This is a genomic window from Pantoea sp. UYEF8, from assembly GCF_040546285.1.
In the GTDB taxonomy this organism is placed as follows: Bacteria; Pseudomonadota; Gammaproteobacteria; order Enterobacterales; family Enterobacteriaceae; genus Pantoea; species Pantoea brenneri.
The window spans coordinates 327,388-350,513 of record NZ_JBEPNM010000001.1 but is presented as its reverse complement, the minus strand read 5'-3'; the positions used below and the strand labels follow the sequence as shown (position 1 = coordinate 350,513).

General features: G+C 56.8%; 19 protein-coding genes. 7 read left to right on the top strand and 12 right to left on the bottom strand.

Translation table 11 applies throughout. From position 1 onward, the window contains the following. Positions 1–2: 2 nt before the first annotated feature. The 3 genes from artJ to ABIB18_RS01715 all read right to left on the bottom strand — a co-directional run bounded on the left by artJ (position 3) and on the right by ABIB18_RS01715 (position 2,242). Positions 3–734 carry an arginine ABC transporter substrate-binding protein gene (gene artJ, locus ABIB18_RS01725; RefSeq protein ID WP_089561102.1) on the bottom strand — a complete coding sequence of 244 codons (732 nt, stop codon included), beginning with the start codon at positions 732–734 and terminating at the stop codon, positions 3–5. Positions 735–749: 15 nt separating this feature from the next. Continuing rightward, a complete protein-coding gene (artP, locus tag ABIB18_RS01720; RefSeq protein WP_069728086.1) occupies positions 750–1,478 on the bottom strand; it encodes an arginine ABC transporter ATP-binding protein ArtP in 729 nt (242 codons plus the stop codon). A 224-nt stretch (positions 1,479–1,702) separates the two neighbouring features. Then, the gene (locus ABIB18_RS01715) at positions 1,703–2,242 is read right to left on the bottom strand and encodes a lipoprotein (protein WP_031376992.1); all 540 of its coding nucleotides are present in this window, start codon (positions 2,240–2,242) and stop codon (positions 1,703–1,705) included. Positions 2,243–2,348: 106 nt separating this feature from the next. On the opposite strand from ABIB18_RS01715, the gene ABIB18_RS01710 reads away from it, so the two are divergent. Continuing rightward, positions 2,349–2,669 carry a heavy metal-binding domain-containing protein gene (locus ABIB18_RS01710; protein WP_031376991.1) on the top strand — a complete coding sequence of 107 codons (321 nt, stop codon included), beginning with the start codon at positions 2,349–2,351 and terminating at the stop codon, positions 2,667–2,669. Further along, on the top strand, positions 2,666–3,490 hold the full coding sequence (locus tag ABIB18_RS01705; RefSeq protein ID WP_094106245.1) for an N-acetylmuramoyl-L-alanine amidase: 825 nt from the start codon (positions 2,666–2,668) through the stop codon (positions 3,488–3,490). Before ABIB18_RS01710 ends, ABIB18_RS01705 begins: the two co-directional genes overlap by 4 nt. A 10-nt stretch (positions 3,491–3,500) precedes the next feature. On the opposite strand, the gene ltaE is transcribed toward ABIB18_RS01705, so the two are convergent. From ltaE to ABIB18_RS01690, 3 genes are all read right to left on the bottom strand, one after another. Continuing rightward, a complete protein-coding gene (gene ltaE / locus ABIB18_RS01700; protein WP_354473678.1) occupies positions 3,501–4,502 on the bottom strand; it encodes a low-specificity L-threonine aldolase in 1,002 nt (333 codons plus the stop codon). 66 nt (positions 4,503–4,568) lie between these two features. Further along, positions 4,569–6,290, bottom strand: coding sequence for a ubiquinone-dependent pyruvate dehydrogenase (gene poxB / locus ABIB18_RS01695; protein ID WP_354473561.1), 1,722 nt, complete (start codon positions 6,288–6,290; stop codon positions 4,569–4,571). 119 nt (positions 6,291–6,409) lie between these two features. Continuing rightward, positions 6,410–7,309, bottom strand: coding sequence for a LysO family transporter (locus tag ABIB18_RS01690; protein ID WP_354473560.1), 900 nt, complete (start codon positions 7,307–7,309; stop codon positions 6,410–6,412). Positions 7,310–7,444: 135 nt separating this feature from the next. Here ABIB18_RS01690 and ABIB18_RS01685 point away from each other — a divergent pair, with 135 nt between their 5' ends. Continuing rightward, positions 7,445–9,085, top strand: coding sequence for a DUF2813 domain-containing protein (locus tag ABIB18_RS01685; RefSeq protein ID WP_279809376.1), 1,641 nt, complete (start codon positions 7,445–7,447; stop codon positions 9,083–9,085). A 75-nt stretch (positions 9,086–9,160) separates the two neighbouring features. Here ABIB18_RS01685 and cspD read toward each other — a convergent pair whose 3' ends face one another. Next, positions 9,161–9,385, bottom strand: coding sequence for a cold shock-like protein CspD (gene cspD, locus ABIB18_RS01680; protein ID WP_046288420.1), 225 nt, complete (start codon positions 9,383–9,385; stop codon positions 9,161–9,163). A 316-nt stretch (positions 9,386–9,701) separates the two neighbouring features. Between cspD and clpS the strand changes: the two genes are divergently transcribed. Next, the gene (gene clpS, locus ABIB18_RS01675; protein ID WP_003849318.1) at positions 9,702–10,022 is read left to right on the top strand and encodes an ATP-dependent Clp protease adapter ClpS; all 321 of its coding nucleotides are present in this window, start codon (positions 9,702–9,704) and stop codon (positions 10,020–10,022) included. 52 nt (positions 10,023–10,074) lie between these two features. Next, entirely contained in the window at positions 10,075–12,351 is a 2,277-nt protein-coding gene (gene clpA, locus ABIB18_RS01670) for an ATP-dependent Clp protease ATP-binding subunit ClpA (protein ID WP_031376985.1), read from the top strand. A gap of 86 nt (positions 12,352–12,437) precedes the next feature. Here clpA and infA read toward each other — a convergent pair whose 3' ends face one another. The 5 genes from infA to trxB form a co-directional block, all read right to left on the bottom strand. Next, positions 12,438–12,656 (bottom strand): translation initiation factor IF-1, encoded by a 219-nt coding sequence (infA, locus tag ABIB18_RS01665; protein ID WP_002211347.1) that lies wholly within the window; start codon positions 12,654–12,656, stop codon positions 12,438–12,440. A 345-nt stretch (positions 12,657–13,001) separates the two neighbouring features. Beyond that, complete coding sequence (gene aat / locus ABIB18_RS01660; RefSeq protein ID WP_031376984.1) at positions 13,002–13,694, bottom strand: leucyl/phenylalanyl-tRNA--protein transferase; 693 nt, start codon at positions 13,692–13,694, stop codon at positions 13,002–13,004. A gap of 32 nt (positions 13,695–13,726) precedes the next feature. Next, positions 13,727–15,457 (bottom strand): heme ABC transporter ATP-binding protein/permease CydC, encoded by a 1,731-nt coding sequence (cydC, locus tag ABIB18_RS01655; protein WP_354473559.1) that lies wholly within the window; start codon positions 15,455–15,457, stop codon positions 13,727–13,729. Next, positions 15,457–17,226, bottom strand: a complete 1,770-nt coding sequence (cydD, locus tag ABIB18_RS01650; RefSeq protein WP_354473558.1) for a heme ABC transporter permease/ATP-binding protein CydD — start codon at positions 17,224–17,226, stop codon at positions 15,457–15,459. Before cydD ends, cydC begins: the two co-directional genes overlap by 1 nt. 144 nt (positions 17,227–17,370) lie before the next feature. After that, entirely contained in the window at positions 17,371–18,339 is a 969-nt protein-coding gene (gene trxB, locus ABIB18_RS01645; protein ID WP_069728095.1) for a thioredoxin-disulfide reductase, read from the bottom strand. A gap of 522 nt (positions 18,340–18,861) precedes the next feature. On the opposite strand from trxB, the gene lrp reads away from it, so the two are divergent. Both lrp and ABIB18_RS01635 read left to right on the top strand, forming a co-directional pair. After that, positions 18,862–19,356 (top strand): leucine-responsive transcriptional regulator Lrp, encoded by a 495-nt coding sequence (gene lrp, locus ABIB18_RS01640; protein ID WP_006118610.1) that lies wholly within the window; start codon positions 18,862–18,864, stop codon positions 19,354–19,356. Between the two features lie 118 nt (positions 19,357–19,474). Continuing rightward, positions 19,475–23,068, top strand: a complete 3,594-nt coding sequence (locus ABIB18_RS01635; protein WP_354473557.1) for a DNA translocase FtsK 4TM domain-containing protein — start codon at positions 19,475–19,477, stop codon at positions 23,066–23,068. The last annotated feature ends 58 nt before the right edge of the window (positions 23,069–23,126 follow it).

The window sequence follows — 23,126 nt, the reverse complement described above, 5'->3', positions numbered from 1 at the left end:
AATTACTGCGGGAACCATTTGCTGTAGAGCGTCTTATAGGTGCCGTCGGCTTTGATTTTATCCAGCGCACCGTTGAATTTGGTTTGCAGATCGGTATTGCCGGTACGCACTGCAATGCCCAGACCGGTACCAAAGTAGGCTTTATCGGTGACTTTCTCGCCCACTGGCGCCAGCGTCGCGTTCTGCTTCAGCCACTCATTAACCACCGCCGTATCGCCGAATACCGCATCAATACGGCCATTTTTCAGATCCAGCACCGCATTCTGATAGCTGTCGTACGGCACGGTAGTGATTTCACTGTGCTTTTCGGTCAGGTATTTCTGGTGAGTGGTGCCGTTTTGTACGCCGACGCGCTTGCCTTTCAGCGCCTCAATGCTGGCCACTTTCCCTTTCTGCGCCACGAACAGCGCCGAGTTGTCGTAGTAAGGCTTGCTGAACAGCACCTGTTTTTCACGCTCAGGGGTGATATCCATGCCGGCCATCACCGCATCAAAGCGACGGAATTTCAGGCTGGGGATCAGGCTATCGAACGCCTGGTTGGTGAAAGTACAGGTCGCATCAATCTCTTTACACAATGCATTCGCCAGATCGACATCGAAGCCCTGAATCTTGTTGTCTGAATCGACGAACTCAAACGGAGGGTAAGAGGCTTCGGTCGCGAAACGAATGGTCTGCGCCGCGGTGGCGCTCAGGCTAAAACCAGCAAGCAGTGCAGCAAGTACGACTTTTTTCATTGTTAGCATCCTGACTTAGTGCGAAAGATAGTGAGCAAACGCCTCGGTTTGCGGCTGTGTAAAGCGGCTGGCATCACCCTGTTCCACAATGTGACCATTTTCCATGTAGACCACGCGGCTGGCGGTTTTACGCGCCACTTCCACTTCATGGGTAACGATCACCTGCGTAATCCGGGTCTGGGCCAGTTCGCGAATAATGGTGACAATCTGAGCGGTAATTTCCGGGTCGAGCGCAGCGGTCGGCTCATCAAACAGCAGCACCTGCGGCTCCATCATCAGGGCGCGGGCAATCGCCACCCGCTGCTGCTGACCGCCGGAGAGATGCAGCGGAAAACGGTCGCTGTAGGGCGTCAGACGCAGACGATCGAGCAGCTTGTCTGCCCGGGCACGCGCGTCACTCTTGCTCAGACCCAGCACCCGGCAGGGCGCTTCCATCAGGTTCTGCAGCACGGTCAGATGCGGCCAGAGATTATATTGCTGGAACACCATTCCGACGTTCTGGCGCAGTTCACGGATCGCGGCCTCAGCCGGCTTCTGGCTGAAATCGAAATGATTACCGGCGATCTGCAACTGACCTGAACGGGGTTGCTCCAGCAAATTCAGCACCCGCAGCAACGAACTCTTACCGGCACCACTGGGACCCAGCAATACCAGTGTCTCGCCTTGCGGACACTCAAGATTAATGTCGAACAGCGCCTGATGAGCACCGTAGAAGCAGTTTATTGCGTTTAGTTGAATACTCATGCGCCAGATTTGAATAGCTATTAGTGTCGCGGATTTTAACGTCACCAGAATAGTTATGCAATTGAGGTGGGTTAAAATTTATGAAACAGCCGGAAAAACCGCTAAAGCTTAGCACAATATCATGTGCTGTCCGGCGGGATGACCCGACGAATGCCGGGCTAGCGGAAACAAAAAAAGCGCGGGTATCAGTACCTCGCGCTTTTTATCACTCGCCGAACGGGTGATTATTTTTTCGATTTTTCAAGCATCTGACTCAGGCTGCCACCCTCGGCATGTGCCGGGTTCGCCATATAGCGAACATCATCGACTACCCAGCAACTGCCCTGGTGGATCATCAGCACTTCATCCTGCCACTGCTTGCCGTCGCGGCTCAGTTCAACCCGCAGCGGAATATTGCGCGCATCACGGTTAGGAATGGTAGAAGCGTCGGCTACGCTGGCAGCGGTCGGACCCTGTGACAGGCTGGAGAAGAGATCGCCGTTGCGCCACTGTGCGCCGGCGTTACTGCCGCTGGCGGCCTGCAGTGAGTGATAGAGTGCATCGCTCAGGTAAGGGCGATATTTTGCCAGCGTGTTGCTGTCCGGCAGACCCTGGGTCGGCTGCTGAACGCGCAGATCATAGAACTGTTGGGCAACCTGGTCAGGGCCGCCTTCGATGCACGGCGCGCTACGCGGGCCATTATCCTTAATCACGGGCTCAACGGTGGTACAGGCGCTGAGCAGCAGGGCCGCGGGGATCATTAGCGCAAACGCGTTGTTTCTCATCTCGATTTCCTTATTGTTCTCTGGCAAGGTGCCCTTTTTAGCATAGAGTATAGCCGTGCTTTTTAGTCGAAAGAGCCTTAGTCCGGTTTTCAACAAGGAGAAGACGATGAAATTTTCAACTACCCCCACGCTGGAAGGCCACAGCATCACGGATTATTGCGGTGTGGTAACCGGCGAAGCGATTCTCGGTGCCAATATCTTCCGCGATTTTTTTGCCGGCATTCGCGATATCGTCGGCGGCCGATCCGGCGCCTATGAAAAAGAGCTGCGCAAAGCGCGTGAGATCGCCTTCAAAGAGCTGGAAGAGCAGGCCAAAGCGCTGGGTGCTAACGCGGTTGTCGGAATTGATATCGATTACGAAACGGTCGGCAAAGAGAGCAGTATGCTGATGGTCAGCGTCAGCGGGACGGCGGTAATCGTTCGTTGAAACGCCTGCTGTTGCTGCTCGCAGCGCTGATGCTGGTGGGCTGTCAGTCCGGGGTGGAATCCCGTCCCGGCTACTGGGCCGACCTGCGGCATCCCGCCCAGGGTGCGCGACCACGGGTTAAAGTGATTGTGATTCACTATACCGCCGAAGATTTTTCCTCTTCGCTGGCAACCCTGACCGATCAACAGGTCAGCGCCCATTATCTGATCCCGCGGCAGCCGCCACAGCGCGCCGGTAAGGGCGTCATCTGGCAACTGGTGCCGGAGCAGCAGCTCGCCTGGCACGCCGGACCGAGCTTCTGGCGTGGAGCCAGCCGGATTAACGACACCTCAATTGGCATCGAACTGGTGAATCGCGGTTATCGCCGTACTCTGACCGGTCGCGAGTGGCAGCCGTTTACCACGGCGCAAATCACTGCGCTGGAGGCGCTGCTGCGTGATATCAGCCAGCGCTACGCGATTGCGCCGGAAAACATTGTTGGTCACAGCGATATTGCCCCGCAGCGTAAACAGGACCCCGGACCGCTGTTTCCTTGGCAGCAACTGGCGCAGCGGGGATTGGGTGCCTGGCCTGATGCCAGGCGGGTAGCGTTTTACTTAGCCGGTGAGGATCCGCACGCGGCGGTACCGGCTGAAGTAATCGTCGATCGCTTACAGCGTTACGGCTATCCGGTGAATAGGGCGATGAGCGCGCGCGAGCAGCAGACGGTGATCGCAGCGTTTCAGATGCATTTCCGGCCGGCAGACTATCGCGGCAACGCAGATGCCGAAACTGCCGCGATAGCGGCCGCGCTGCTGGAAAAGTATGGCGCGGCGCAGTAAGCGGGAAAAATTACTGCTGCAGAAAGGCTTTCCAGTGGGCCACCACCTGCTCAAGCGCGGCGCGATCGGCATCCAGATGGGTCACCAGTCGGGTGCGGGGACCGGCGCTGATCAGCACGTCGCGCGCTTTCATCCACGCCGCTAGCGGTTCAACCTGGTTGGCCGGTAGCTGGACAAACAGCATATTGGTTTGCTGATCAATCACTTCCACGCCAAGCTCATGCAGTTGCTGTCCCAGCCAGGCGGCATTATCGTGATCCTGCTGCAGGCGTGTCACGTTATGCTGCAGGGCATAAAGCCCGGCCGCTGCCAGAATTCCGGCCTGACGCATACCGCCGCCGGTCATTTTACGCCAGCGGCGCGCCCGCTCAATCAGCGTCGCATCACCACACAGCAGGGAACCGACCGGCGTACCCAGACCTTTTGACAGGCAGATGGTCAGGCTGTCGCAGTAGCGGGCGATCGCCGCCAGCGTAGTCTGCTGGGCGACGACCGCGTTGAAGATGCGTGCGCCATCAATATGCAGTGCCAGCTGCCGCTCTCGGGTAAAAGCCCAGGCCTGTTCCAGATAACTTATCGGCAATACTTTGCCGTGATGGGTGTTCTCCAGGCTCAGCAGGCGGGTGCGGGCGAAGTGAATATCATCAGGCTTGATGGCGGCGGCCACGTCGCTGAGCGGCAGCGTGCCATCGCCAGCGGCCAGAATCGGCTGCGGCTGGATACTGCCCAGCACCGCCGCGCCGCCCGCTTCATATTTGTAGTTATGCGCCTGCTGATCGACGATATACTCATCACCGCGCTCACAGTGGCTCAGCAACGCCACCAGGTTGGCCTGGGTACCGGTCGGGAAGAACAGCGCAGCCGCTTTACCGCTCAGGCACGCCGCTTCTGCCTCAAGGGCGTTAACGGTAGGATCATCACGGTAGACATCATCACCGGTTTCGGCGGACATCATGGCGCTTAACATGGCGGCACTGGGCCGGGTCACGGTATCACTGCGTAAATCGATCACCTGAAGCTCCTGAACGTGGCGGAAAAAAAAGGCGGGCATCGCGCCCGCCTGGGTGAAGCTGTTGTTTTACCGCAGCCAGTTGGTTTTCGCCAGTTCTACCACTTCGTCGCCGCGTCCATTCAGAATGGCGCGCAGCATGTACAGGCTGAAGCCTTTGGCCTGCTCCATTTTAATTTGCGGCGGCATCGCCAGTTCTTCTTTGGCAGTGATGACATCGACCAGAACCGGACCGTCATGGGCGAACGCCTGCTCCAGCGCGCCGTTCAGCTCTGATGCTTTTTCTACCCGGATGCCTTTAATACCGCACGCTTCGGCGATGGCCGCAAAGTCGGGGTTGTCCAGCTCGGTGCCGTCGGTGAGGTAGCCGCCAGCTTTCATCTCCATCGCCACGAAACCCAGCACGCTGTTGTTGAAGATCACCAGCTTGACCGGCATTTTCAGCTGCGCCAGCGAGATAAAATCGCCCATCAGCATGCTGAATCCACCATCCCCACACAGTGCCACCACCTGGCGATTGCGGTCAATTGACTGGGCACCCAGCGCCTGCGGCATCGCGTTGGCCATTGAGCCGTGGTTAAACGAGCCGAGCAGCCGGCGCTTGCCGTTCATCTTCAGATAACGCGCCGCCCAGACCGTCGGCGTACCGACGTCGCAGGTGAAGATGGCGTCTTCACTGGCGTAGTGACTGATCTGCTGCGCCAGATATTGCGGATGAATCGGCTGTTTATCGTTGGGCTGGGCCAGCTCGTCAAGACTTTTACGCGCATCGACATAGTGTTCCAGCGCGCTGTCGAGATGACTGCGGTCGATTTTGCTGGTCAGCTGCGGCAGCAGTGCCTGCAGTGTGGTTTTCACGTCGCCGACATAAGCTTCATCAACGTGACAGTGCGAACCGAGGCTGCCGGGATTGATATCGATCTGAATAATGCGGGCCTTTTCCGGATAGAAGGCGCGGTAGGGAAACTGGGTGCCAAGTAGCACCAGCGTTTCGGCATTCATCATGGCGTGGAAGCCGGAAGAGAAGCCGATCAGCCCGGTCATGCCGACATCATAAGGATTGTCATATTCGATGTGCTCTTTACCGCGCAGCGCATGGACAATCGGCGCTTTCAGCGTCTCCGCCAGCCTGACCACTTCCTGATGCGCACCGGCGCAGCCGCTGCCGCACAGCAGGGTAATATTGCTGGCCTGATTCAGGGTCTCAGCCAGTTGGGCCAGTTCAGCGGCCTGTGGCAGAACCTGCGGCAGCTGCGGCGGATACCACGCAGCGTTAGCGTTTTCGGGGGCTAGCTTAAGTGCAACATCGCCCGGCAGGACGACCACCGAAACGCCGCGATTGAGGATCGCTTTGCGCATGGCGATACCCAGCACCTGCGACAGCTGCTCAGGATTGGATACCAGTTCGCAGTAGTGGCTGCATTCGCGGAACAGCTCCTGCGGATGGGTTTCCTGAAAATAGCCGCTGCCGATCTCGCTCGACGGAATATGCGCCGCAATCGCCAGCACCGGCACGCGGTTGCGATGACAGTCGAACAATCCGTTGATCAGGTGTAAATTGCCTGGCCCACAGGAGCCGGCGCAGACCGCCAGCTCACCGCTGATATGCGCTTCCGCGCCTGCCGCAAACGCCGCCACTTCTTCGTGGCGCGTCGGCATCCATTCAATGGTGCCCATGCGGTTCAGACTGTCACTCAGGCCATTTAATGAGTCCCCGGTAACGCCCCAGATGCGTTTGACGCCGGCGTTTTCAAGCGTTTTAGCGACCAGCGCCGCCACGGTTTGTTTCATCTTATTCTCCTTTGTGGGTGCGCCAGACCGATGGCGCGACCAAAACCGCAAAAAAGAAGCGTAGACGACGTAACAGAAAAGCAGCCGTGAAAAAATGCGCTGGAGGCTGCCCGCGCCGGTCAGGCCGAGAACAGGGCGATCAGAATCGGAGCCAGCAGGCTCATGACAAAGCCGTGCACAATGGCGGCGGGCACGATCTCATTGCCACCGGCCCGCTGCAGCACCGGCAGGGTAAAGTCCATTGAGGTGGCACCACATAAGCCTAAGGCGCTGCAGCGATGGCGGGCGATGAGCGCCGGGATCAGCATAATCGCCACCAGCTCGCGCAGCAGATCGTTGAAGAAAGCGGCGCTGCCGATCACCGGGCCAAACGCTTCGGTGAGCAGAATACCTGAGAGCGAGTACCAGCCGAATCCGCTCGCTAACGCCAGACCGGTTTTTAGCGGCAGGCCCAGCGCCAGCGCTGCGATCATTCCGCCGACCAGCGCGCTGACCAGTACCACGCTGGCCACCAACATTCCCCGTCGGTTGAGAATGATCTGACGCAGCGTCATCCCGCTGCCACGAAGCTGAATGCCAACCAGAAACAGCAGGAAAATCAGCGCATATTCACTGGCGGTAGCGGCATAATGCAGTAACGGCCATTGGGTGAGGCCGAGCACAAACCCGATCACCACTACGCCGCACAGCTTGAGTGAATCCAGCGCCATGTGCAGCCGTGAAGGTAATTTTTCCTGTTTATGGCTGTGCTGCCAGGGCACGCGCTTCTCCAGCCAGCGCAGCGCCAGCAGGTTACATAACAGGACGCACAGCGCGGTCACCAGCGCGGTGTGAAACACGGTAACCAGATTGCTGCTGAGGTTATCAAGAAACGCCAGGCTGATGCCCATGAAGAACAGGATCACGTAGACCATCCAGCCCAGCAGGCGATTGACCTGACGCAGCACGGTGGTTTGACGGAACGGTAACAGCCAGCCCGTAATCAGCGGCAGCAGGATAATCAGAAGTCCGGAGTACATAAAAAATAAGGCCATCCATGCAGTAAGTGGCGACACGCTAACGAAAAAGCGCGGTAGAGTAAACCCTCGGCCGCGCGTGACCTGACCAGTCGGTGTCCGGCAACCCTGCTTCGTTTAGCAAGAGGATGGAACCCTATGATTCTGGAACATATCGACATTCGCGGTTTTCGCGGCATCAACCAGCTTTCCCTGCCTTTAACCCAGACCAACCTGCTGATTGGTGAGAATGCCTGGGGTAAATCCAGCCTGCTTGATGCGCTGAGTTTACTGCTGTCACCGCATCACGATGAGTATGTTTTTACCCCGGCTGACTTTCATTTTACGCCGGGCGATGTCACGGATTCGATGCGTCGTCTCTCGGTGGTGTTTCACTTTCGCGATGATGGCAGCGCTGATGATGCGCTGCTGGCACCGTTCTGGCAGCGTGACGCACAGGGCGCGCGCTGGCTCTATTACAGCGTGCGTGCCACCTGGCGTCAGCAGGGGGTCAGTGCCAGTCGGCGCTTTGTCGACCGCCAGCTTCAGCCGCTGACACAGGACAACTGCGCGGCGGCCATTGCACGCCTGCTGCAACGGCATCCGGTATTGCGACTGCGCGATGCGCGTTTCAGTAAACGATCCCGGCATGAGCTGCCGCCGGACGATCCGATCCTGCATCCTCAGCTGATGGCTGGAATGGAAGATCTGGCACGCGATCTTGAACGGCACCCGCAGCAACTGAGTGATGAAGTCTTGCGGCAGGGATTGAAAACCCTGCAGCAACTGATGGAGCATTACTTTCTGGTACAGCAGCCAGCCGCCGCGGTTGCCCGGCGGGTCGATCCGCAACAGCGTCATGGCGATCGGGGATGGCAGGCGCTGGATCAGCTTAATCAGCTGATCGCTGGCAATGATTCGCGCAGCCGGCAACTGATTCTGCTGCAGATGTTTACGCTGCTGATTCAGGCGCGGGGCGATCTGCCGCTGGCGCCTGACGCCCGTCCATTGTTACTGATTGAAGATCCGGAAACCCGCCTGCATCCAATCATGCTGTCGGTGGCGTGGAATATGCTGTCGCTGCTGCCGCTGCAAAAAATTGCCACCACCAACTCGGCGGAGCTGTTGTCGCAGGTGCCGGTTGAGAATGTCTGCCGACTGGTGCGTGAACCGTCACGGGTCGCGGCGTGGCGCATCGGCCCGGAAGGCCTGAGCGCGGAAGAGAGTCGCCGCATTGGCTTTCATATTCGCGTCAACCGACCGGTGGCGCTGTTTGCCCGTTGCTGGCTATTAGTTGAGGGTGAAACCGAAGTCTGGATCATCAATGAGCTGGCGCAGCAGTGCGGCTACAGTTTTGCCGCCGAAGGGGTAAAAGTGATTGAGTTTGCCCAGTCTGGCCTCAAACCACTGCTGAAATTTGCCCGCCGGATGGGCATCGCCTGGCATGTTCTGACGGACGGAGATGAGGCGGGCAACAAATATGCCACCGCCGCCCGCAGCCAGCTGCAGCCGCACGATAGCGAGCAGCAGCATCTGACACAACTGCCGGCGCTGGATATCGAAAACTTCCTCTTCCAGCAGGGCTTTCGCGATGTTTATCTGCAGATGGCGCACCTGCCGTTAAACGTGAGGATGAGTGCCAGGCGTATTATTACCAGGGCGATTCACCAGAGCTCGAAGCCTGAGCTGGCGATCGCAGTGGCTACCTCAGCGGCGGAACGCGGTCAGGATGCCATTCCGCTGTTAATGCGCGAGATGTTCGCCCGGGTCATCGGGCTGGCGCAGGGTAAGGCGGATTAAACGCGGGCCACAAGAAAAATGCCAGCGTCGGTGGCTGGCATTTTTAGGGGAGTGTTCAGTAGGGGGAAGCAGAGGTCAGGCAACGGCCTGCACTTCTGCTACCGGCACGATCAGACTGGCGTGATTGCCTTTCGGACCTTCGTGGACATCAAACTGAACTTGCTGGCCAGCTTTCAGCGTTCTGTAACCATCCATCTGAATCGTTGAGTAGTGGGCAAAGATGTCTTCGCCACCGCCAACTGGACAGATAAAGCCAAAGCCTTTGGCGTTATTGAACCATTTAACTGTACCCGTCTCCATGCTTTTACTTCCCTCGCAAGACATTTTATAAGTAGGTGAGGTCATTGAAGCTGTGAGTCGAGTTTGATTAAAACTCAATCAGCTTGTGCAAGTAGAATGTAGAGAAATGGCCGCTGGCGTCAAGCAAACCCCCGGGCTCGGTGGGGAAAAAATCATCAAAATTTGAGGCAGTTAACGCTATTGCGAATTTTGTGATACAGGTCGCGGGTGGGAATTTCTGAATAAATTTTCATCAGCGGCCAGTGGCTTGACAGGCATGTTAAACTCTCAACATGTAGCCGCTTAAATGCGATGGGCGAAATCTCAACGGAACACTATGGCAAACACAAACGACTGGCTTAACTTTGAACATCTGGCCGAAGACAAAGTACGCGAAGGGTTAAAGCCGCCTTCAATGTATAAAGTCATTCTGAATAATGACGATTATACACCTATGGAATTTGTTATTGACGTTGTACAAAAGTTCTTTTCTTATGATGTTGAACGTGCAACGCAACTGATGTTGAAAGTTCACTACCACGGCAAGGCGATCTGTGGTGTATTTACCGCAGAAGTCGCCGAGACTAAAGCGGCCCAGGTGAACAATTATGCGCGGGAAAACCATCATCCGTTGCTGTGTACGCTGGAAAAAGCCTGATCCCGTCTCCATATAGGAAACAGGTCAGAGCGATAATTGGGGGAGGTGCCTAATGCTCAATCAAGAACTGGAACTCAGTTTAAATATGGCTTTCGCCAGAGCGCGTGAGCACCGTCATGAGTTTATGACCGTCGAGCATCTGTTACTGGCATTGCTCAGTAACCCGTCGGCCAGAGAGGCATTGGAAGCCTGTACGGTGGACATTGTGGCTCTGCGGCAGGAACTCGAAGCCTTCATCGAACAAACCACACCCGTTTTACCTGCCAGTGAGGAGGAGCGCGATACACAACCGACGCTCAGCTTCCAGCGCGTATTACAGCGTGCGGTTTTCCATGTCCAGTCATCCGGTCGCAGCGAAGTTTCCGGTGCGAACGTGCTGGTCGCTATCTTCAGCGAGCAGGAGTCGCAGGCCGCTTATCTGTTGCGTAAACATGAAGTCAGCCGCCTTGATGTGGTGAACTTTATTTCACACGGTACGCGTAAAGATGAGCCTGGCCAGGCGCCTGGCGCAGAAAATCCGGTTAACGAAGAGCAAGCAGGCGGGGAGGATCGTATGGAAAACTTCACCACCAATCTCAATCAGCTTGCTCGCGTCGGTGGCATCGATCCACTGATCGGTCGCGATAAAGAGCTGGAGCGTACTATCCAGGTACTGTGCCGTCGCCGTAAAAATAACCCACTGCTGGTGGGGGAATCGGGCGTCGGGAAAACCGCCATAGCGGAAGGGCTTGCCTGGCGTATCGAGCAGGGCGACGTGCCGGAAGTGATGAAAGACTGCACCATCTACTCGCTGGATATTGGTTCGCTGTTAGCCGGCACCAAATACCGCGGTGACTTTGAGAAACGTTTCAAAGCGCTGCTGAAGCAACTCGAGCAGGATGAGAGCAGCATTCTGTTTATCGATGAAATCCATACCATCATCGGTGCAGGTGCCGCCTCGGGCGGCCAGGTTGATGCCGCTAACCTGATTAAACCGCTGCTTTCGAGCGGGAAAATCCGGGTAATGGGTTCCACCACCTATCAGGAGTTCAGCAACATCTTCGAAAAAGACCGTGCCCTGGCGCGTCGCTTCCAGAAGATCGATATCACGGAGCCCTCTGTTGATGAAACCGTGCAGATCCTGAATGGCCTGAAAACCAAGTACGAAGCGCACCACGATGTGCGTTACACCGCGAAAGCGGTACGTGCGGCGGTGGAGCTGGCGGTGAAATACATCAACGACCGTCATCTGCCAGATAAGGCAATTGACGTGATCGATGAGGCCGGTGCGCGTGCGCGCCTGATGCCAGCCAGTAAGCGCAAGAAAACCGTTAACGTGGCTGACATTGAAACCGTGGTCGCACGCATTGCCCGTATTCCGGAGCAAAGCGTCTCGGCAACCGATCGCGATACGCTGAAAAATCTCGGCGACCGCCTGAAAATGCTGGTGTTTGGACAGGACAATGCCATTGAGGCACTGACGGAAGCGATCAAAATGAGCCGGGCAGGATTGGGTCAGGATCGTAAACCCGTCGGCTCGTTCCTGTTCGCCGGACCGACCGGTGTCGGTAAAACCGAAGTCACGGTACAACTGGCGAAAGCGCTGGGCATTGAACTGCTGCGCTTTGATATGTCCGAGTACATGGAGCGTCACACCGTCAGTCGTCTGATTGGTGCGCCTCCGGGTTATGTTGGCTTTGATCAGGGCGGCCTGCTGACGGATGCGGTGATCAAACATCCTCATGCGGTGGTACTGCTGGATGAGATTGAGAAAGCGCACCCTGACGTGTTCAACCTGCTGCTGCAGGTGATGGATAACGGTATGCTGACCGATAACAACGGTCGCAAAGCGGACTTCCGTAACGTGGTGCTGGTGATGACCACCAACGCCGGGGTACGTGAAACCGAACGTAAATCTATCGGCCTGATTCATCAGGACAACAGCACCGATGCGATGGAAGAGATCAAGAAGATCTTTACGCCAGAGTTCCGCAACCGTCTGGACAACATCATTTGGTTCAGTCACCTGTCACCAGAGGTGATTCATCAGGTGGTCGACAAGTTTATTGTCGAGTTGCAGGCGCAGCTGGATGCGAAAGGGGTATCGCTGGAAGTCAGTGATGAAGCACGTGACTGGCTGGCTGAGAAGGGCTATGACAAAGCGATGGGGGCCCGTCCGATGGCACGCACCGTACAGGAAAGCCTGAAAAAACCGTTAGCCAATGAACTGCTGTTTGGTTCGCTGGTGGATGGCGGCTCAGTCTCGGTGGCGCTGGATCGTGAAAAAGGTCAGCTGACCTATCACTTCCTCAGCGCAGAGAAACGCAAAACAGAAGGCACCGTGCACTGATTGACGGCAGCCAGATATGAAAAAGGCCGGATTCTCATCCGGCCTTTTTTTTCGCTGCATTTCTGGTGCCGCGAGACTATCGCAGCTTAGCGACTACGGAAGACAATGCGGCCTTTGCTCAGGTCGTACGGGGTCAACTCGACTGTGACTTTGTCGCCCGTCAGGATGCGGATGTAGTTTTTGCGCATTTTACCGGAGATATGAGCGGTAACCACGTGTCCGTTCTCAAGTTCTACGCGGAACATGGTGTTAGGTAACGTATCCAGTACGGTACCTTGCATTTCAATATTGTCTTCTTTGGCCATCGAATCCTCTGGGTGTACTACCTTTCAGTTGAACCGGCAAGATAATGCCCAATTCAACGATTTATGTAAAGAACCGTCGGCGATTTTGCCAACGCTTTGCCGTGCTTCGCGTCATAACGCGAGCATTACGGAAAAATTCGGGTGTTTATGTGACGTCTGCGGGGGATTAGCGGGCTAAGAATCTGTATCAACCGGTTACACGCGCACGATTGAAACAGTTCCGAGAGTGCGTTGAGATTCCCAGCCTGGCAATTCCGGCTTGTAAAAACTAAGCGCGGACGACATACCAAACTCGACTATTATATCACTTATACGCCTTTATGTGTGCAAAACATCTGCGCGCGGCTAAAAAAGGGTTTGTGTTCGCCAGCATCCGTCGCTGACCGGTTGCCACGCAAGGCTTTGTACATATTGCAGATAGTCAGCACGCGGGATTTCCAGCGCGCCCAGTGAAGCCGTATGCGGGTTAAGTACCTGACAATCCACCAGTCGCCCCTGATGTTTGATGAAATGCTGACAGAAAACCAAAAGTGCGGTTTTTGACGCGTTCTCCTGACGACTGAACATCGATTCACCGCAAAAGATTTGGCCCAGCGCCAGGCCATACATTCCGCCTACCAGCTTGTGCTCATCCCAGACCTCAATCGAATGCGCATGACCGGATTCATACAGCCTCAGCCACGCACGTTTGACCTCAAAGGTAATCCAGGTTCCTTCTTCACGACCCGTGGCGCAGCCGTCAATCACCTCAGCAAAAGCCTCGTTCATTGTCACGCGATAAGGCGAGCGCTGATGAAAACGCTTCATACTGCGGCTAAGGTGAAAATGTTCCGGCAACAGTACCGCGCGTGGATCGGGTGACCACCAGAGAATCGGATCGCCGGGTGAAAACCAGGGGAAAATGCCGTGCTGATAAGCGTTAAGTAAGCGTGCAGGGGAAAGATCGCCGCCCATCGCCAGCAAGCCATTCGGCTCGCGCAGGGCCATCTCCGGTGGCGGAAATTGCAGAGATTCCCGTGACAGTTGTACCAGTCTCATTGCGTTGTTCTACTCATCAGCATGTCGCTAGACTATAGCGCAATCCGCTGCCGGAAACGCCAGTAGCGGCCCGCTTTTGAGATTAATTCGGCATGGCTGCCTTGCTCGACAATCACACCGTTATCCATCACACAAATGCGGTCCATTTGCTCCAGTCCGCTCAGGCGATGAGTCACCATCATCACCGTTTTGCCGATGGTAAGCCGCTGTAGCAGGCTGAGAATGTGCTGCTCAGTGGTGGCATCCAGCCCTTCGGTGGGTTCATCCAGCAGCCAGAGATCGCCATCATGCAGCGCCGCCCGGGCAATCGCCAGGCGTCGTAGTTCACCACCCGACAGTGGGCGACCACCTTCGCCCAGCCACGCGTTTAAACCCTCCGGCGTCTCCAGCAGGCGCTGCAGGCCGGTATCGATCAGTACCTGACGTAATGTTTCATCGCTGGCGGCAGGGCAGGCCAGCAGCAGGTTATCACGCAGGCTCTGACTGAACAGATGAACCCGCTGAGTCACCACGCTGATACGCTGGCGCAGTTCCGATTCCGGCCAGGCGGCGATCGGCAGATCGTTCAGGCTGATTGTGCCAGGCTGGCACTCCCAGGCACGGGTCAGCAGCGCCAGTAAGGTCGACTTCCCACAGCCGGTAGGACCGAGCAGCGCAATGCGTTCACCCGGGTTAACCTGCAGCGAGAGCTGATTGAGTACCTTATCCGGACGATCGGGATAGCTGAAATCGAGCCGATCAATCTCTACCGCCAGGCTACCGGTCCGGGCGCGACCCTGCGTCGGAAAGGTGATGGCCGGGACCTGATCGATAATGTCATTAACCCGCTGCGCCGAGGTGATCACCTGTGACATCGGCAGAAAAGCCGTGGCAACCGGCGCCAGCGCTTCAAATGCCGCCAGCGCACAAAAAACCACCAGTGCGATCAGCGAGCCGGGTAACTGCTGTTCGCTGATGCTGCCCGCACTCAGCCACAGTAGCGAGGTCACCGTCAGGCCGCTGATCAGCAACAGCAGACTCTGCGCGGCAGCCTGTAAACGTAGCTGCTGGCGCTGCGCCTGAAGCCAGTGCTCTTCCTGCTCATCGAGCTGTTTACGCCACGCCTGTGAAGCGCCATACAGGGTAAGTTCTGCCTGACCGGCCAGCCAGTGCATCAGCTGGGTGCGCCAGCGGGCCCGGCCATCGGCAATGGCTACTCCGGCTGGCGAGCCAAGACGATAAAACAGCGCCGGCAGGATAATCAGGGTGCCCAGCATGATAGCGCCCAGCGTCAGTCCGAGCTGAAGATCGATAAAACTCAGGCCGAGGGTAACCACCATCGTCACCACCAACGCGCCTGCCAGCGGAGAAATGACCCGCAGATAGAGATGATCGAGCGTATCGACGTCTGCAACAAAACGGTTGAGCAGATCGGCCTGGCGAAAACGCGATAGTTGGCCCGGTGAAAGCGCAATCAGGCGGCTGAAGGTATGCACTCGCAGATGCTGCAATACGCGGAAGGTCGCATCGTGGCTGACCAGCCGTTCAGCATAGCGGGCAGCGGTGCGGATGATGGCTGCGCCGCGAACGCCAGCAGCAGGCAGCATATAGTTGAAACTGTAAAGTCCGGCCACGCCGGCCACTGAGGAGGCGGCAAGGAACCAACCGGAAAGCGTCAGCAAGCCGATGCTGGCCAGTAAAGTGAGAATCGCCAGCATTACTCCCAGCGCCAGGCGAAAAGGGTGACGCAGCCAGAGGCGCAGGAACGGACGTAAAGCGGACATCAGCCAATCTCCTGTTGACGGTGTTTCAGCATCTGACTGAACGGCCCCGCTTGTTGCGACAGCGTCTGCCAGTCACCCTGTTGCACCAGTTTGCCGGCCTCCATCACCCACAGCGTCTGCCCGTCGCTTAATGCATCAAGCTGATGGGTAATCATCAGCGTGGTCTGTTGGCTGGCCGCCTGATTCAGCGCCTGCATCACATGACGTTCGCTGAGCGCATCCAGACTGGCTGCCGGTTCATCCAGCAATAATAAATGCGAGGGTTTATAAAGCGCGCGCGCAACCGCAACGCGCTGTGCCTGGCCGACCGACAGCTGGTTACCGCCATCGCCGGGCTGTGTCTCAATCCCCTGCGGCAGCCGTGGCAGGAATTCGTTAACCCCACTGGTTTCGAGCACCGCAGCAAAGCGTGCGGCGTCCCAGCTGGCGTTCATCACAATATTGTCGCGCAGCGTGGCGGCCGGTAACTGAGGATTCTGCCCAACCCAACTGAGCTGCTGATGCCAGTCAGTACGGCGAATGTCACGGATTTCAACCCCGTTTGCCTTCAGCGAGCCCTGATAGGGCAGAAAACCCAGCAGGGCGTTCATCAGGGCCGTTTTGCCGGCACCGCTTTGACCGACCAGCGCGACGCGTTCGCCTGGCGCCAGAGTAAAGTTAAGCGGGCCACACAGCGGCTGACCATCGGGTGCACAGATCAACAGATCGACTGCGGCGAGATCGAGCGGGCCAGTGGCAGTAAACGGCGTGTCACCCTGCGACGGGCCGCTGGTTGGGCTGCCCTGCATGAACTGTTCGAGCGCATCGGCACCGCCGACGGCCTGCGCTTTTGCATGATAAAACGCCCCTAAATCGCGCAGTGGCTGGAAGAATTCAGGCGCGAGAATCAATACCAGGAAACCAGCAAACAGGGTGACGCCCTGACCGTAATCCCCGAAGTGCAGTTCGCCGAGATAAGAAAAACCAAAATAAACCGCCACGACGGCAATCGCTAACGAGGCGAAGAATTCCAGCACCGCCGAAGAGAGAAACGCCAGACGGAGCACTTCCATGGTGCGCTGACGGAAGTCAGTAGTGGCCACCGCTACCGCCTGTTGCTCAGCCGCGCCACGGTGAAACAGCCGCAGCGTTTCGCGGCCGCGTAAACGATCAAGGAAATTACCGCTCAGGCGCGCCAGTACCAGAAAGTTGCGACGGTTTGCTTCGGCTGCGCCCATCCCGACTAACGCCATAAACAGCGGAATCAGCGGCGCGGTCGCGAACAGAATCAGACCCGCTGTCCAGTTAAGCGGAAAGATCGCCAGCAGGATGCAGCAGGGGATCAGCACGGCCAGCGTCATTTGCGGCAGGTAGCGAGCATAATAGTCCTGCATCTCTTCGATTTGCTCGAGCAGCAGGGTGGCCCAGCTGCCGGCGGGCTTGCCCTGAATCCATGCCGGACCGAGCGCTGATAAACGATCCAGCACCTGCTTACGTAATGCCTGACGAATAGCCTGACCGGCACGGTAGCCGACCCGCTCGCGGGCATAATTGATCGCAGCGCGCAGCACGAAGCAGAGCAATAGCAGCAGCATCTTGCCAGCCAGTGCTGCACGTGGTTGCTGTTCAATAATCAGTGCCTGCAGCAGCGAAGCCAGCAGTGCGGCCTGAACAATGATTAACAGTGCGCTAACCACGCCCAGCAGCGTGCTCAGTCGCAACCAGCGACCGGCGAAATGACGTTGCTGGCGTAGCCAGCGGGTGAGGTGCTGCTGCCGGGTTTTGTCCATGCGAGACCATGCGTTGAGCCGATGAGCGATGAAAATAATGGGGCATTTTCATCCCGTCCAGGCGCAAGAATCTAGCATGCGGGCAATAAAAAAGGCGACTGAAAAACAGTCGCCCGGAACATTTGAGATCAGAGGGTTAACAACTTACTTATCGTTTTTAACCAGCCCGTCAAGAAAACGTTCAGCATCTAACGCAGCCATACAGCCGGTGCCGGCCGAAGTAATGGCCTGGCGATAGATGTGGTCCATGACATCACCTGCGGCGAACACCCCAGGAATGCTGGTCTGGGTCGCATTACCGTGCAGGCCAGACTGGACTTTGATGTAGCCATTTTCCAGCTCAAGCTGACCGTCAAAGATGGCCGTATTCGGGCTGTGGCCGATCGCCACAAACAGACCGGCGACGTCCAGCGTTTCGGTCTCTTCACTGTTCAGGGTTGAGCGTAAAGTCAGGCCGGTAACACCCATCTGATCGCCCACCACTTCTTCCAGCGTACGATGGGTGTGCAGCACGATATTGCCGTTGCGGACTTTTTCCATCAGGCGATCAATCAGGATCTTCTCTGCACGGAAACTGTCACGACGATGGATCAGATGCACTTCCGCCGCGATGTTAGCGAGGTAAAGCGCCTCTTCAACCGCGGTGTTACCGCCGCCGATCACCGCCACTTTTTGATTGCGATAGAAGAAGCCATCGCAGGTGGCACAGGCGGAAACACCTTTGCCTTTAAACGCCTCTTCCGACGGCAGGCCCAGGTAACGGGCAGATGCGCCGGTCGCGATGATCAGTGCATCGGCAGTGTACTCGCCGCTGTCACCGGTCAGGCGGAACGGACGGTTCTGCAGATCGACCGTGTGGATATGGTCGAAAATGATCTCAGTATTGAATTTTTCGGCGTGCTCATGCATGCGTTCCATCAGCGATGGACCTGTCAGATCGTGCGGGTCGCCCGGCCAGTTTTCCACCTCGGTGGTGGTGGTCAGCTGTCCGCCTTTTTCCAGACCGGTGATTAATACCGGATTCAGGTTGGCGCGTGCAGCATAAACGGCTGCGGTATAACCCGCTGGACCGGAGCCCAGAATGAGTAACTTACTGTGTTTGGCCGTACTCATGCGTTCCTCAGTTTCATTCGGCTGACATAGCCTGCGATTGTAGGGAATATCCGGCGGCAATGACAAGGCTTAGGCAATTTTGTTAACGATAGCTGCAAACGGCGTAGACGATGAGTCGGCTTTTCGCCTGCCGGCTGCGCCAAAAGGGGGCAAAAATCGGTTTTTGCTGGTGCAGCAGTTCAAAAATACTCATTTAAAAACAGATACCCAGCGGTCTGTCTGGCATCTTGTACTGAATTTGGACATTTTACTTTGACAATCGCCTGCGCTTTTGCGAAAACATTATCAGAAGCGAATAACATTAATCGGAACAAAACAGGGTTTCCTCTCCTGTTTTGCACACAACTCCGAATAAATGCAGCCTGATATTGGTAATGACGCATGATGTGGACAGACAACATGCGTCATACGGATGAGTGTGAAAGCGCACAGGCTCGGTTAGTTCACTTCAGAAATGCCCCGAACAATGAGCGTTTTCAGGGCGTGGCAGGTAAAGGGAAGGAATTAAGAGAGACAATAATAATGGTAGACAATAAGAAACGCCCCGGGAAAGACCTCGACAGAATTGACAGGAATATTCTGAATGAACTTCAGAAAGATGGTCGCATTTCAAACGTGGAACTTTCCAAACGCGTAGGATTATCGCCTACGCCATGTCTTGAGCGTGTGCGTCGTCTCGAACGCCAGGGTTTCATCCTTGGCTATACCGCGCAGTTAAACCCACATTATCTTGATGCTTCACTGCTGGTGTTTGTTGAGATTACTCTGAATCGTGGCGCGCCCGATGTGTTTGAGCAATTTAACGCCGCTGTACAAAAACTTGAGGAAACTCAAGAGTGTCACCTCGTTTCTGGCGATTTCGACTACCTGCTGAAAACGCGCGTACCTGATATGTCCGCTTACCGTAAACTGCTGGGTGAAACCCTGCTGCGCCTGCCGGGCGTAAACGACACGCGGACTTACGTGGTGATGGAAGAGGTTAAACAGAGCAATCGGCTGGTGATCAAAACTCGCTAATGCGGGGCAGGTGCAAAACCTGTGAGATTTCGGTACACTCCTGTGAATTCATACAGGACCAGCGTCGGGCCAGCCCGACGCTGTTGCTTCTTACTTTACAGGCACCTGGAGAGTTCTCTTGAGCCAGGAATACACAGAAGATAAAGACGTTTCGTTACAATCGCTGAGCAGTGGACGTCGTCTGCTGGAAGCGTTGCTCATCCTGGTGGCGCTTTTTGCCATCTACCTGATGGTTTCTCTGGTCAGTTTTAACCCTTCCGACCCGAGCTGGTCGCAAACGGCCTGGCATGAACCCATTCACAATATTGGCGGCAGCGTTGGCGCCTGGCTGGCTGACACCTTACTTTTCATCTTTGGTGTGATGGCGTACGCCATTCCTCCGGTGATCCTCGGCCTGTGCTGGATTGCGTTTCGTCAACGTGATAACCAGGACTATTTTGACTATTTCGCTGTTGGCTTACGTCTGATCGGCGTGCTGGCGCTGGTGGTTACCACCTGCGGCATGGCGGCGCTGAATGCGGACGACATCTGGTACTTCGCCTCAGGCGGCGTTATCGGCAGTCTGGTGAGTAATGCGATTGCCCCCTGGTTTAGTCCGGCTGGCGGCACGCTGACCTTACTCTGCGTCTGGGCGGCGGGCATTACGCTCTATACCGGCTGGTCGTGGCTGACTATCGCCGAAAAAATCGGTGGCGTGGTGATGGGTGTGCTGACGTTTGCCAGCAACCGTTCCCGTCACGATGAGCCCTGGCAGGAAGAAGAGGATGAGCCGGAAGCGCGTGAGCAAGTTGACGCGCCGCTGCTGCGTGCCGCTAACCCTGACGATGAGGACGATGTGCTGCTTTCTGCACCGCGCAGTGCGGCTGCCGGGGTGGAGCTTTCTCAGCAGGATCCGCTGCTGGCGAAAGCCGCTGCCGCAACCAGTGCAGCCGTAGCGGCCACCACGCAAGCGGCAGAAGGGGCGATCGCCCCAGCGTCTGCGCCAGCGACATCCGCAGCCTCGGTGCCGCCATCCGCTGTACCGCATACGCCGGCAACTTCAGCGCCTGTCTCGCAGCCAGCAGCAGCCCCGGCCTTTACGGCACCGCCTACCGCGGCACCGGCAGCCAACCACGCCACTGAGTCAGCGTTTGCCGCAGCCAGTACGCCTGCGCATAACGCGCCAGCGGAGAATCCGCCGTTATACCGTTTTGAGATGCCGGATGAAGCGTCTGCTTCGCCGTCGTTCAGCGCCTATGACGATGATGAGCCTAAGATGGGTAACTGGCGTGATACGCCATCGATGCCTGCCGCACCGACCGCAGCCGTAGCAGCGGCTGCCTCGACTGCCCAGGCGGCGACGCGCACCGCACCGGTATTCGATCTGGCGCCTGAAACCAACCTCAATCCGCAGGTTAAGCAGGGCATTGGTCCGGCACTGCCGCGTCCTAATCCGGTAAAACTGCCAACCCGACGTGAGCTGGCCTCGTATGGCATTAAATTGCCTTCTCAGCGCATGGCGGAAGAGAAGGCGAAAACCGAAGAGAATGTTTCGGCTGCACCTGTCGAAGCGGAAGCGGAAGAGGCGATGCAGCAGGCTGAACTGCGTCAGGCATTCCAGTCTGAACAGCAGCAGCGTTATGGCACCGGCTGGCAGCAGGATGACGAAGATGAGCAGGAAGCGCAGCAACAGGCCGCGCTGGCTCGCCAGTTCGCCGAACAGCAACAGCAGCGTTATGAGCCGGAAGTGAAAAAAGAGGCCCCGCTATTTAATCTGGATACGGCGTCCGCTTTTGACTTCTCACCGATGAAAGATCTGGTCGACGAGGGTCCGGTCGAGCCGCTGTTTACGATAGCCGCCACGCCGGAACCGGAAGCCCCTGCGGCCTCGCATGAGCCATGGCAACAGACGCGTGAAGTTTCAACACCTCAGGCTGCCGCACAGGTGCCGGCACCGACCGCTTTTGCGCCAGCTGCGCCTGAGCAGTCTGCCTATACCGCATCGTCTGCGACGCCGTCGCCGTACTCTGCCTCACCGTCAGCCGAACAGACGCCAACGCCAGCCGCGCCACAGCAGTCTGCCTATACGGCACCTGCCGCAACGCAGCAGCACACCGCTTCACCTGCGGCACCACAGGCAGCCGCGTATACTTCGCCTGCTGCCGCGCCGGTTGAAGAGGTTAAGCCGACGCTGCATGAAAGCCTGATCCATCCGTTCCTGATGCGTCATGAACAGCCGCTGGAAAAACCGTCTACTCCTCTGCCTTCGCTGGATCTGCTGACCGCACCGCCAGAAGAGGAAGAGCCGGTCGATATGTTCTCTCTGGAACAGACAGCCCGGCTGGTTGAGTCGCGCTTAGGCGATTACCGGGTGAAAGCCGAAGTGGTTGGCATCTCACCTGGTCCGGTGATTACCCGCTTCGAACTGGACTTAGCGCCGGGCGTTAAAGCTGCGCGTATCTCCAACCTGTCGCGGGACCTGGCCCGTTCACTCTCCACTGTTGCGGTGCGCGTAGTGGAAGTGATCCCGGGTAAACCTTATGTCGGTCTGGAATTACCGAATAAGCATCGTCAGACGGTTTATCTGCGTGAAGTGCTGGACTGTCCTAAGTTCCGTGACAATCCTTCACCGCTGGCAGTGGTGCTGGGTAAAGACATTGCGGGCCAGCCGGTGGTGGCCGATCTGGCGAAAATGCCACACCTGCTGGTCGCCGGTACCACCGGTTCCGGTAAGTCAGTTGGCGTTAACGCCATGATCATCAGCATGCTGTATAAAGCCACGCCGGAAGAAGTCCGCTTTATCATGATCGACCCGAAAATGCTGGAGCTGTCAGTCTATGAAGGGATCCCGCATCTGCTGACCGAAGTGGTTACGGACATGAAAGACGCCGCCAATGCGCTGCGCTGGAGTGTCGGTGAAATGGAACGTCGTTATAAGCTGATGTCGGCGCTGGGCGTGCGTAACCTGGCGGGTTACAACGAAAAAGTGGAGCAGGCCGAAGCGATGGGCCGTCCTATTCCCGATCCGTTCTGGAAGCCGGGCGACAGCATGGATATGACGCCGCCAGTGCTGGAAAAACTGCCTTATATCGTGGTGATGGTCGATGAGTTTGCTGACCTGATGATGGCGGTCGGCAAAAAAGTTGAAGAGCTGATTGCCCGACTGGCGCAGAAAGCCCGTGCCGCCGGTATCCACCTGGTGCTGGCGACGCAGCGTCCTTCGGTAGATGTGATTACCGGTCTGATCAAAGCCAACATCCCGACGCGTATTGCCTTTACCGTGTCGAGCAAAATTGACTCCCGTACTATCCTCGACCAGGGCGGCGCGGAATCGTTGCTCGGTATGGGTGACATGCTTTACATGCCGCCGAACTCTTCAATGCCAGTCCGTGTTCACGGCGCGTTTGTCCGGGATCAGGAAGTGCATGCTGTGGTTCAGGACTGGAAGGCGCGGGGTCGCCCACAATACATTGAAAGCATTACCGCAGGTGAAGAGAGCGAAGGCGGTGGCGGCATCGACAGTGATGAAGAGCTTGATCCGCTGTTTGACCAGGCGGTGGGCTTTGTGGTCGACAAACGACGCGCCTCTATCTCCGGTGTTCAGCGTCAGTTCCGCATCGGCTATAACCGTGCCGCACGTATCATTGAACAGATGGAAGCGCAGGGCATCGTCTCTGCACCGGGACACAATGGTAACCGTGAAGTGCTGTCGCCACCGCCGCACGATATGTGACGTCTGACGATACGTTTTGCAACATTAATCAATGAGCCAGTCCTGACTGGCTCATTGT